Genomic DNA, 12,178 nt, shown 5'->3' on the forward strand with positions numbered 1-12,178 from the left:
GACCGGTTCCTGGAGATCTGCGACAAGTGGGATGTCATCGCCACGGTGATCGGTGAGGTCACCGACGGCGACCGGCTCGAAATCATCTAGGTGTGGGTTAGCAGTCGGCGACCCAGGCGTGGGAGGCGATGTTGTCGTTGAGGGACGTGCCGCCTCCGGTTCCGTTGTTCGGGAAGTAGTAGTGGACGATGTTCTCCAGGTACTGGCCCTTCTGGAGGCAGAACTGGGCGCCGGTCTGGTTGGGGCCGTAGTAGAGCCAGACGTCGTGCGTGTAGCCGTTGTTGAGCAGGCTGCTGGCCACGTTGCGCATGGGGGCCCCGGGGGAGCAGGTGGTCCAGTTGTTGTCGTTGCCGGCCCAGGAGCAGACCCGGCCGCCCTTGTTCTCGTGCTGCCAGGCGTAGAGGTTGCCGTCCGCCGCGATCGCCGCAGGGGCGGCGGCGACCGGCGAGGGCAGGTCCCGGTCGATGCCTGACGCCGGTGCGGCGCCCACTACCGCGAACAGGGCGGTGAGCCCCACCGCAGCGAGAGCGGTGGTGATTTTGGTCCTGGTCACAGGCCACTCCTTGATTCTGGTCGTGTTGGTGGTTGAACAGGGGACTTGAGGCTGGATGGGCTGTTGCTCATCCGAGGGGCGGGCGTGCCCACCCCCAGGTGCGGTGGTGCCCTGCCGACCGATCCGGTGGCCGGCAGGGCGCCCCCGTGGAGCGGTCCCCCGTGCCGCTCGCAGTACCGAGTTCAGCGGCTGGAGGATTGTTCGACAGCCCGGTTCTGGCGGCCGAACAATGACCGGACGCGTGATGCTTCTGGGGTCGTAGAGGTACGGGGGATGGCTGCCCTGCGTGGTGCGGGAGCGGCCGGAGGAGGTGAGGGCATGGCGGGGCGTCGTGAGCTGCCGGTGGACCCGGCGGCGGGTCCGGTGCAGCGGTTCGCGTTCGAGTTACGCAAGCTGCGCACGGATGCGGGCGGGATCACCTACCGGTCGCTGGCCGAGGAAGCGGGCTTCGGGGTGACCACGCTGTCGCAGGCGGCATCAGGTGATCAGTTGCCGACGCTGCCGGTGGTGCTGGCGTATGTGCGGGCGTGCGGCGGCGATGCGGCGCAGTGGGAGGCCCGGTGGAAGCAGGCCGTGGAGGAAGCTGCCGGTGCCGGCCCGGAAGAGGGTGATGAGGGAGAAGATCCGCCGTACCGGGGTCTTGCGCGGTTCGAGACCGGGGACAGCAGCCGGTTCTTCGGCCGGGAGCAACTCACGGCCGACCTGGTCGATCTGCTGCGCCGCCGGCGGTTCGCCGCGGTCTTCGGCCCGTCCGGCAGCGGCAAGTCCTCCCTGCTGCGGGCCGGCTTGGTCCCCGTCCTCCAGCACACCCCAGAGCCGGGCTTGCGGCCCGCCGCGATCCGGATCCTCACCCCCGGTGAGCGTCCTGCCCGCACCCACGCCCACCTCCTCACCCCTGACAGCCAAGTCAGCGCGGGAGCGGACACGTTCGTGATCGTCGATCAGTTCGAGGAGGTCTTCACCCTCTGCCACGATGCTAACGAGCGCGCCCGCTTCATCGATCTGCTGCTGACTGCCCAAAAGCCGGAGAGCCGCCTGCGGGTGCTGCTTGCCGTGCGCGGTGACCTCTACGGCCGCTGCGCCGAGCACCGTCACCTGTCCGACGCGCTGCGCGATGCCAACCTGCTGGCCGGTGCGATGAGCCCGGCGGAACTGCGCGACGCCGTCGTCAAACCGGCGATGGCCGCGGGACTGACCGTGGAACGGGCCCTGACCGACCGGCTCGTCAAAGAGGTCACCGACGCGCCAGGCGGGCTGCCGCTGCTGTCGCACGTGCTGCTGGAAACCTGGCGCCGCCGCCGAGGCAAGACATTGACCCTGGCGGGCTATGAGGCGGCCGGCGCCCTGGACGGTGCGATCGCCAAGACCGCAGAAGAGGTCTACGGCCGGTTCGCTGACGACCAGACAGCTACCGCCCGACGGGTGCTGCTGCGCCTGATCGCCCCCGGCGACGGCACCCCCGACACCCGCCGCCCAGCCGAGCGCGCAGAACTGGAGACCCTCGGCCGGCGGGAGACCGTCCCGGTGCTGGAGGCACTCGCCCGGGCACGGCTGCTCACCCTCGACGACGGCACCGTCGAGATTGCCCACGAGGCCCTCATCGGGGCCTGGCCGCGGCTGCGCGGCTGGATCGAGGAAGACCGCGACGTCCTGCGCACGCAGCGGAAACTGACCGAAGCGGCACAGGCCTGGCAGGAACTGGGCCAGGAGGCAGGATCCCTGTACCGGGGAAGCCGACTCACCACCGCCCAGGAGCACTTCAGCGACCCCGGACGCATCGAAGACCTCACCAGTCTGGAGCACGCCTTCCTCGACGCCAGCCTCTCCGCACGTGAGCGGGACGACCAAGCGGCAGCCCGCACCACCCGGCGCCTGCGCGCACTCACGGTCACTCTCTCCGTCCTTCTTGTCCTCGCGGTCACCGCGAGCTTGATCGCCTGGAACCAGAGCCGGGTCAGCAACCAGCAGCGGCAGGCTGCCGAAGCCGCCCGGCAGATCGCCCTGTCCCGGCAGCTCGCCACCCAGTCCGCCGCCCTCATCAGCACAAACCCCGACCTTGCCGCGCTACTGGCCGTCCAGGCGTACCGGGCCAGTCCGACGTCCCAGGCGGTGGAAAGCCTGTACACCGTTGCCGCGGTGCCTCTGAAGCACCAACTCCCCGGGCACTCCGGCGGCGTGGCCGTGGAGGCGTTCAGTCCGGACGGCCGCATCCTGGCCACCGGCGATGCCGACGGCACGGTGCAACTGTGGGACACACACTCGGGCCGCCGCCTCCGCAGCCTGGCCGGACGCACCCCCTCGATCCGCGCAGTGGCCTTCAGCCCGGACGGCCAAACCCTCGCCACCGCCAGCCCGCACGGCACACAGCTGTGGGATGTGGACACCGGCCGCCCGAGCGGGCATCACCTGGAAGAGTCCAAAACGGCGAGCACCAACACCTTGAGGGTCCACCCCATGATGTTCAGTCCGGACGGCCGCACCCTCGTCACTCCTGGCGAGGAAGGTTCGCTGTGGCTGTGGGACACCAGCACCGGCCGCCTGATCAGGCGGCCTCTGCAATACCCCGAGATGGCGGGCGCCCGACAGCCTGTGGACTTGCTCTCCATGGCGTTCAGTCCGGATGGCCGCACCCTGGCCACCGCCGACGGCGACGGCTCGATAAGGCTGTGGGAGACCAGCACCGGCCGTCTCCTCCAGAGTCTGGCCGGACACACCCAGGACACCCACCACTTCTTCTCGATGGTGTTCAGTCCGGACGGCCGCACCTTAGCGGCTGGCGGCATCACCCCGGACGCCACGGTGCGGTTGTGGGACATCAGCACCGGCCGTCTCCTCCAGAGTCTGGCCGGACATACCCACGTGGTCAGCTCGATGGCCTTCACACCGGACGGCCGCATCCTCGCCACCAGCGACGACGATACGGTGCGGCTGTGGGACACCAGCACCGGCCGCCTCCGCCACATCCTTGCCGGGCACCCCTCTTCGGGCGCCTTGGTGGCGTTCAGCCCGGACGGCCGCACCCTCGCCACCGCCAGCAGCTATAAGAACGGCATCGTGCGGCTGTGGGACACGGCCGCCGACCAGCCTGAGAGCCTCCGCTTCGAACGCCTCAAGGACGCGGACTTGACGGCGTTCAGTCCGGACGGCCGGATCCTCGCCACCAGCAGTTCCGACCACGGGGTGGAACTGTGGAACACCGCCACCGGAAGCCGCCGCACACACCTGTCCGCCGGCTGGCCAGACAGGCTGGCGTTCAGTCCGGACGGCCGAACCCTGGTCACCAGCGGTCGCGACCACGGGGTGGAACTGTGGAACACCGCCACCGGAAGCCGTCGCACACGCCTGTCTCCCAAACCAACCTACGGACCGGGGTCGGTGGTGTTCAGCGCGGACAGCCGCACCATCGCCACCAGCGACGACGGCACGGTGTGGCTGTGGGACACGACCACCGGCCGCCGCCACATCCCAGCCGGATCCAACGGCCATCCGGTCAGGCTGGCGTTCGCTCCGGACGGACGGACTTTCGCCATCAGCAGTTCCGACCACGGGGTGGAACTGTGGAACACCGCCACCGGAAAGCGTCGCACACGCCTGTCTCCCAAACCAACCTACGGACCGGGGTTCGTGGTGTTCAGCCCGGACGGCCGCACCCTCGCCACCATCGCCACCAACGCCACCGGCAGACCCGGAGGCAGGGACGACGAGTCCACGGTGTGGCTGTGGGACACGACCACCGGCCGCTTTCGCCACATTCCGGCCGGACAACCCTCACCGGTCGACTCGATCGTGTTCAGTCCGGACGGCCGGACCCTAGTCACCCAAGCCGATGATCGCACCGTGCGGCTGTGGGACGTGGCCTCCGGCCAAAGCCGCGGGCACCTGGCCGGAAACACCGGCCAGGTGGACACACTGGCGTTCAGTCCGGACGGCCGCATCCTGGCCACCACCAGCATCGACGACCACACAGTCCGACTGTGGGACACGGTCACCAGCGGCCTCATGAACACACTCTCCGGACACACCGGCATGGTGCTCTCACTGACGTTCAGCCCGGACAGCCGTAACCTGACCACCGTCAGCACAGACCAGACCGTACGCCGGTGGAATACGGCGCTACCAGATCCCACAGAGGCGATCAGCAAGATCTGCCGCGCGGCCGGCCGCGACCTCACCTCACAGGAACGCGCAGCGTACCTGTCGGACCAGCCACCCCACCCCACATGCCCAGACTGAGCCGGTGCCAGCGACCCACCGCCGTACACCGGCGGTGTTCTCGGGGCTCGTCACGGAGGTGTGCTGTGCCCCGAACCGCGTGGTCAGGTGCGATCACTTTTGGGCGGGACCCCAGCACACCTAGGCGGCGCGTGGTCGACGAAGCTCACACTATGGCCCTCGCATTCGCGGCCATTTTTGCCCGGTTCAGCTCTCGACGGTGGTGTCCGAGCCGAAGGGCAACCCCTTAGATAGTTCTTCTCGAAGGCCCAGCAAAGCCAGCACACTGGCCGCTTCACGCCGCACATGTTCCGCTTCGGTATTGTCCGCAGCAAAGCGGCGGACCAGGCCCACACCCCGACGGTCGCCCAGTTTGGCGAGGGCGGAGGCTGCCCGGAGGCAAAGGCTGAACGGCACGTCGTCCTCCAGGGAGCGGTCGGTGGCAAAGCGATGTAGTTGGTCAACTCCACGGGGATCACCGGTCTTGGCCAGGGCCTGGGCAAGACCGATGCGATCCCAGGCGTAGAGGGTGTCGTCCCCGGCGAGGTCGTGCAGGAGGTCGTGACTGCGAGGATCGCCGAGTTCGGCGAGCATCTCGGCCGCTCGAGTCCGCTCGGGGCTTGCATGGCCTTGGCCGCCCCAGATAGCCCAGGTCTTCCGTACCGCGGTCTGGTACAGCAGGTCTGCTCCGCGATGGTCACCGAGCCAGCTAAGCGCCTCGCAAGCTTGTCTGCGGTAGGCCAGATCCTGCTGGGACTTGATCTTCGTCTCGTCCGTGGCAAAGTTGATGAGGACCGTGATGGCTGCGTTCACGATGTCTTCTGGGACGAGGGTGCCGCTCTTGACCTGCTCGGCGATGAAAACGCAACCCAGCAGTCCAGCGTCAGGCGAGGCCAGACGGGCGAGGTAGCGGCGGGCACCCCCGTCGGCGTCAGGGACGGACAGTGCCGTGTCGAGGAGGAACCCGAGGTAGGACCCGTTGCTGTCGGGGGGAAACCAGTACCTCTGCCCCCAAAGGCGCCTGCTGACCCCTGGAGTGTTGTAACGGGGTGAGTATCTAATCGGATTGTGGAAGGCACGCTTAAGGACCTGGTGGCGTCGCCTGCTTGAACGAGAAGCGTGGCTCCTGGCGGCGAGGTGTTCTAGGAAGGTCTGGTGCAGGAACACCAGGTCGTCCGACTGGGCCATGAGCAGCCCGCTGCGGCGCAAGGTGGTATCGAGGAAGGACTGCCATACAGGTTGGGTGACACCGTCGGGGCGTCGTGCAACCGGTTGTTCACGGACGAAGCCCACCGCGTGGGTGTCGGGATCGGCCCATCGGGCCGCTGCCAATTCCTCCATTAACTGCGGCAACGCGTCCAAGACCCGGTGGGCCACACTCACGGCAGAGGGGCCATGGGTGCTGAAGCGATGGTCGGTCTGCTCGCGTAGCCCGCTCGCGTCTCGCTGCTCGTGTTGGACGTCGACGAACTGCTGGTAGAGGTCCGACCTGCCATACGGGAGTGGCTGATCCGGGTGCGTAGCGAACAGTTGGCAGAGCATGGCGGCCAACAGGGGGTTGCGGGCGGCGTCGAGGATCTTCGTACGGCGGATTACGCCCAGGAATGCCTCTGCGGAGGCAGCGGGCTGCTCCAGCTTCAGTGCCCGGAACCAGCCGTGTGCGACATCTCGAAGGTCAGCCGGGGTGAAAGGGAGCAGCCGATACACCGTGACGTCTGAGCCTACCGGCCTGAGTTCGTGCGGAGTTGCTGGGCGGGTCGCCACGACGATGCGGTAGCGGTCCCGGTCGTGGGCCTCCAGCAGCGTGAGAACCGCGTCGCGACTACGTGGATCCACAACTTCATCCAGGCCGTCGACCAGGACCAGCCAGTGGGCCTGGTAGCGGGGCGGAGCACGGAAGAAGTCCGCGGGAAGCCGCCGGCTGAGCCAGGGTGAAAGCTCGCGGTTGACAGCCTCTGCGAGTGCATCGGCCAAAGGGACTGTTGCCTGGGTAGGCGCTAGGAGCGCTGACGCCCGTACGAGGACCGGCACTAGTTCTGTCCGTTCGGTGGCCCCTCGCGCCGCCAGTTCCTCCGTCCACTGCCGGAGCAGACTCGACTTGCCGCCCCCGGGACCGGCCAAGATGGCGGTGATTCCGGGACGGGAAAGGAGGTCATCCGTGGCCAGGGCATCCACAGCCCCCAGGGGGCCCCGCATTCTTGGCCTGACGTAGACAGAGGCGAGTGCAGGCAATTCGCCTCTCAACTCGTCCGCGCCCAGGTAGGGCTGCCTGCGCACAGACTGGCCTACGGCATTCAGATACGGGGCGAGGAACTGCTCATGTTCGGGTGCCGGAGCCGGTTCGAGCACCAGATCGACACCATGGCTGGTGAGCGTATCGCGGAATCCAGCCAGGCTCGCGAGGCGGGCCACTGGTACCACCCCGAGCACGCGCGCGTCGACGGCCACGGATCGGTCGGTGGCCAGCACGCCGACCAGGAGGGGCCCACAGAACACCGCCATGCCCGAAGCGCCTGCCCAGCCCGACATACTGCCTCGCGGCTTTGGCACTACGACCCCTGTGACCTGAAGGGACAGCAGACTCGCCTTGAAGGCGTGCAGCGGATCGACCTCGCCCAGCACCCTAAAGGTGTCCCGTACCCCGTCAGGCCGCGTTTCGGACAGTGGGAAGCCGAGCCCTTCACAGGGCAGCCGATCGGATGACGTCACCACCCCGAAGCGAGCAACCCTAGTCGGCGGCGTCGACAGCCAGTCGCTGTCCGCAACCAGCAGAAGGGCCGCATCATGTTCAGGGTGCGCATCGAGGTCAACCGGTCCGCTCGGCCAGTGCACCGTAGCCACCAGCCATCGGCCCTCCTGCCACTTGGACGGCGCACGCCACCCCAAGGGCCTGAACTCGACGGGTGCCCCCGGCGGGTTGCCCTGGACGACGTGGTAAGCGGTCAACACCAGCCGATTGCTGACCAGATACCCGGTGCCTACGGTGCGCGTGGCGGGCACCCACACCTCGACGACGAAGGCGGCGTCCATCGTGCGTCTCCGTTACCCAACCGTCGTCAGGAGGGACGTTGATCCGCTCGTCCGGAGATCCGTGCATCCGTGCCGTCGGACTTGATGGGCTGCAACGTAAGTTTGATCCGCTGGACCGAGTCAGCACCGGCCGTAGCCCGCGCCTCCGCGGACCACGGCACGACGAAGACTTTCGCCCGTGCTTCGCCTTCCTTGTGTACGGCGAGGGAGAACTCCAGTTCCACGGGCCCGGTTCGAAAGCGAAGTGCCTTGTCCGCACCCTCGTCCAGCGCCTGCTGGAGCTGGGCACGAATCACGCTCACCGTTTCCCCCAGTTCCGCCCAATCCCTTGCCATACGACACACCCCCCGTAGATTCCATCCGCGTCAACAATAATGCGGCGGCGCCCAGCACCTCCACCGAACTGCGAAGGGTCTCAGCGCCGTACCCAAAAATCTTGTGGTAACGGGACTTGACGCCGTCTGAGGCGGGAGGCGTTGACGCATGCCTCGCCGGGCGTTTGATCGATGTATCAGCATCGCGCACCCGCCCGGGACAGACGCCGGGCCGAAGATCAGCGTCAAGAGCCAGCCTTCCTCGCCAGCCACACCGTTTGTGCGGGGCACCGCTGGGGCCGCCAGCCAGGCTGCGCGCCCGGCGGGGCACAGGGCGAGCGGCTTTTCGAGGCAGCGCCTCCTCTGCCGCGAATCATGCCGTGGCTAGGGCGTCCGCTGGCGGCTCCACCGCGGCGTCTCCAACTGGCTCCAGTTTGTGGATGATTAGGGAAGATCAGGCGTCTTGCGGTGGCTCCGCAAGGCGAGTTGAACTGGGACCGCCAGATGGCGTACTGAGACACCAAGGGAAGCCATAGGGTCAGTCCTGACGAAGGGAGTCAGTGGTGATCACTGCCAGCGCCGAGCCCTCGCTCGTCGACGTGCGAGAGGCTCTGAGGATCGGGGGCTTGCGGCAGGTCGACGACTGCCCGGGATTGCCTGTGGTGCCAGATGTTGAGACGTGGCTCTGTGACGCCGGTGTGATCGTGAAGATCACCATTGCTCCCGAGGAACGTCCGGGCGCGGACACGATCCCGGCACGTCTTCAGGATGTGCTCCGCGTATCCGGGCTCGCTTTGGCGGCAGAGACGCGTGGTGACAACGCTCATGCCGCTCTAGTGGCTGGCAAGGCTGTGCGCATCGTCCGGGCCCGCTGAACTTGGTCCACGGGTAGGAGACAGGGGCCCGCCGCTGGCTATTTCGCCCCGTTGGCCCTGTTCGCCTTGCTGCGGGCCAGGCGGTAGGACTCGGTGCCGGTCTCGATGAGCGTGGCGTTGAAGGTGAGCCGGTCCACGATCGCCGCGCAAAGCCGTGGATCGGTGAAGGTCCTGCTCCAGCCCGTGAACGCCTCGTTGGAGGCGATCGCGATACTGTTTTTCTCCTCCCGCTCCGTCAGAACCTGGAAGAGCATCTCGGCGCCGCGGCGGTCGAGTTCGAGATAGCCGAGTTCGTCGATTTCGAGAAGGTCGACGCGTCCATAGCGGGCGATGGTCTTGCCGAGCTGCTTGTCATCAGCGGCTTCGACGAGCTCGTTGACCAGGGCCGCGGCGGTGGTGTAGCGGACGCGGTAACCGGCCATGGCGGCCGCAGTGCCAAGGCCGATCAGCAGGTGGGACTTGCCGGTGCCGGAGTCCCCGATCAGACACATCGGGTAGCCCTTGGTGATCCAGTCGCAGGTGGCGAGGTTGTGGATGACCGCCGGGTCGACGTTGGGGTTGGCGGCGTAGTCGAACTCGCGCAGGGACTTGTCGCGCGGGAAATGGGCGGCCCGGATGCGCCGTTCGGCGCGGCGGCGGTCGCGGTCCTCGCACTCGGCGAGCAGGAGTTCGGCGAGGAAGCCGGCGTAGGAGAGCCCTTCGCGCTCGGCGCGGGCGATGGTGTCGGTGGCCTGGGCCCGCATGGTGGGCAGCCGGAGCATGCGGCAGGCGGTGTCGATCACGGCGTCGGAGGCCTGTGCGGTGAGCGCGTGGTGGGCGGTGGTCATGGCGACTCCTTGCGGTGAAGGTGCAGCAGCTCGTCCCACTGCTCCAGGCGGGGCAGGGGCCGGACATCAGCGGGCAGCGGTTTGGCCAGACGGCGGGAGGTGAGGTGGCTGACCTGCGGCAACTCCGGGTCCATGGGCTCGGGTTGTTCCCGAACCGCTGGTGACGCCGTAACGGTGGGTGCCCGGCCGGCGCTCTGCGCCGCCTTGCGTGCCTCCAGCGCGACGATGTCCTCACTGCAGCTGCCCAGATTCACAGCGGCTCGCAGCCCGGCGATCACGTCGGCGTGCTGCTGGTGGCGGTGCAGGAGCAGCACCCTGACCAGGGCGGTGGTGCCGTCGTCCTCACCGAGCTGCCGCTTGGCCATGGCCCAGAACGCCTCGTGCTCGGCGGTGAAGGTGCCCTCGGCGCGGGCCTGGTGCAGGGCCTCGGAGCGGTCCAGGGCCCCGGGCTTGCGCAGCAGCACCTCCAGGTAGTGGTCCAGGACCAGGTGCTCCAGGCCGCGGCCGGCGAGCCGGGCATGCCGGGCGATCTCGCGGCGGCCTTCGAACACGACGAGCGTGTCGCCGGTCAGGTGGACGGTGACCTTGCGGTCGATGAACCGGGCCGGGACGGAGTACGAGCACATCTTCACCGTGATCCGGCTGTAGCGGTCCACTCGCGGATAGAAGGTCATCGCCGTCTCGAACGGATCGGCCGGCAGGGGCAGCAGGTGCGGTGCCTCCTGGGCGAAGTCCTGGCCGATCGTGCGGATCCGGGATCCGATGCGGCGGCCCGCCTCGCGTTCCTCGAACCGGCCAAGCCGGAGGTTGAGTTCCTCCAGCGTCTTCACTCTCGGGACGGGGGTGAGGTAGTTGCGGCGGAAGTAGCCGACCTGCCCCTCCACTCCGCCCTTCTCATGTGCCCCGCGAAGTCCCGGCTCGCAGTAGAACGCGGTGAACCCGTAGAACTCGCGCAGCGCGGTCCACTTCGGGTTCTCCTCGCGCAGCCGACTGCGGAAGACGACCTTGCGGACCGCCGGGGTGAGGTTGTCGTAGCGCACCTGACCGGCCGGGACACCGCCCAGCACGGTCAGGGCGTGCACGTGGCCTTCGAAGAACGCCTGCTGCCCGCAGGACCGGGAGATCCCGGTGCACCGACCGCCCCGAGTAGGCCAGACGGAACGCGAACAGGAAGCACTTCACCCGCTCTCCGGCGAGATCGACCCAGACCTCTCCGAAATCGACCTCGGCATCGGCGCCAGGCACGTTGTGCCGGGTCAAGTAGCCCTCGGCCGGGACACCTTCCTGCGCCGCAATCGCCCGGCGGCGGGCCGTGACGAAGTCCCGCACCGTGGTGTACGGAAGCGTGACCCCGAACTCCTCCTCAAGCCGCGTGCCGATCCGCTTGGCGGTGTGCCGCTGCTTGCGCGGCGCCTCCAGATCCGCCCGCAGCCACTCATCCACCGTCTTCTTGTACGGCTCCATCCGAGGAGAGATCCGCACCGGACGCTTACGAGGCTTCGCCACCGGCGAGGCCAGCGCCTCACGTACCAGACGCCGGTGCACCCCGTACTTCCGCGACAACGCCCGGATCGACAGCTTCAGCTGCCAGCTGTCCCGGCGAATCCGGTCGAACAACTCCTGCTTGGACAAGGACATCCACAGCACCCACCCTCGGCGGACCACATCCACCGTTCCACCGCAAGGCCCAGGGTGGGGCCACTTCGCCTCGCCACCACCCCTCAGTGCCCCCGAACGCCCCCGCCGATGGGGCCCATTGAGCTCGCCTCGGTGGAGCCGCTGACACCCGCCCTAGCCACGTCAGAGAGCTGACCTGGGTCGGCGCGGGTTCCTCACGGCGGCAGGGATCGCCGGGTTGACGTTGGTGGGCTGCTCCAACAGCACCCAGGACCAATCACGCGGGCCGACCGCCAACCCGTCCATGTCCACGAGGCCGCAGGGGTCGGCGGCAGCCGGAGGGTCCGGAGTGCTGGTCGCATACTTCAGCCGGACCGGGAGCACGCGGACGGTGGCCGAGTACGTCGCCGGCGAAGCCAACGCCGACTTGCTCCAGGTCGTGCCCCGGCACCCGTACCCGGAGGACTACGACGCCACCAACGACAGGGCGACCGAGGAGCAGGATTCCGACGCTCGCCCCCGGCTGAGTGGGCGTGTGGAGAACATGGCCGACTACACGACCGTCCTCCTCGGTTACCCGATCTGGTGGAGCACCATGCCGATGGCCATGTTCACGTTCCTTGAGGAGTACGACTTCAACGGCAAGACCGTCATCCCCTTCTGCACCCACGAAGGCAGCGGGCTCGCTGGTAGTGAGCGGGACATCGTAAAGCTGTGCCCTGGCGCGCAACTGCGTGACGGCCTGGCCGT

The 12,178-nt window shown here is 67.9% G+C and carries 7 protein-coding genes and 2 pseudogenes; 4 read left to right on the forward strand and 5 right to left on the reverse strand.

The features are described from left to right. Nucleotides 1-84 (forward strand): annotated as a pseudogene (locus ACWCRB_RS45905) (AIR synthase-related protein); the annotation flags it as partial. Between the two features lie 13 nt (nt 85-97). On the opposite strand, the gene ACWCRB_RS45910 reads toward ACWCRB_RS45905, so the two are convergent. Continuing rightward, nucleotides 98-553: a peptidase inhibitor family I36 protein gene (locus ACWCRB_RS45910; protein WP_451001760.1), complete on the reverse strand. Its 456-nt coding sequence runs from the start codon at nt 551-553 to the stop codon at nt 98-100. 318 nt (nt 554-871) lie between these two features. Here ACWCRB_RS45910 and ACWCRB_RS45915 point away from each other — a divergent pair, with 318 nt between their 5' ends. Then, nucleotides 872-4,786 carry an nSTAND1 domain-containing NTPase gene (locus tag ACWCRB_RS45915; RefSeq protein WP_451001761.1) on the forward strand — a complete coding sequence of 1,305 codons (3,915 nt, stop codon included), beginning with the start codon at nt 872-874 and terminating at the stop codon, nt 4,784-4,786. Between the two features lie 186 nt (nt 4,787-4,972). Here ACWCRB_RS45915 and ACWCRB_RS45920 read toward each other — a convergent pair whose 3' ends face one another. Continuing rightward, nucleotides 4,973-7,795, reverse strand: coding sequence for a hypothetical protein (locus ACWCRB_RS45920; RefSeq protein WP_451001762.1), 2,823 nt, complete (start codon nt 7,793-7,795; stop codon nt 4,973-4,975). A gap of 26 nt (nt 7,796-7,821) precedes the next feature. Beyond that, the gene (locus ACWCRB_RS45925; RefSeq protein ID WP_451001763.1) at nt 7,822-8,130 is read right to left on the reverse strand and encodes a trypco2 family protein; all 309 of its coding nucleotides are present in this window, start codon (nt 8,128-8,130) and stop codon (nt 7,822-7,824) included. 542 nt (nt 8,131-8,672) lie between these two features. On the opposite strand from ACWCRB_RS45925, the gene ACWCRB_RS45930 reads away from it, so the two are divergent. Continuing rightward, complete coding sequence (locus ACWCRB_RS45930; RefSeq protein ID WP_451001764.1) at nt 8,673-8,984, forward strand: hypothetical protein; 312 nt, start codon at nt 8,673-8,675, stop codon at nt 8,982-8,984. A gap of 38 nt (nt 8,985-9,022) precedes the next feature. On the opposite strand, the gene istB is transcribed toward ACWCRB_RS45930, so the two are convergent. Together istB and istA are read right to left on the reverse strand one after the other, a co-directional pair. After that, nucleotides 9,023-9,811: an IS21-like element helper ATPase IstB gene (istB, locus tag ACWCRB_RS45935; RefSeq protein WP_451001765.1), complete on the reverse strand. Its 789-nt coding sequence runs from the start codon at nt 9,809-9,811 to the stop codon at nt 9,023-9,025. Next, nucleotides 9,808-11,449 (reverse strand): annotated as a pseudogene (gene istA, locus ACWCRB_RS45940) (IS21 family transposase). Before istA ends, istB begins: the two are co-directional and overlap by 4 nt. A gap of 328 nt (nt 11,450-11,777) precedes the next feature. Here istA and ACWCRB_RS45945 point away from each other — a divergent pair. Continuing rightward, nucleotides 11,778-12,178 (forward strand): flavodoxin (locus tag ACWCRB_RS45945; RefSeq protein ID WP_451001766.1); only part of this gene is annotated, 401 nt, incomplete at its 3' end.

Source organism: Streptomyces sp. NPDC002156, assembly GCF_053593675.1.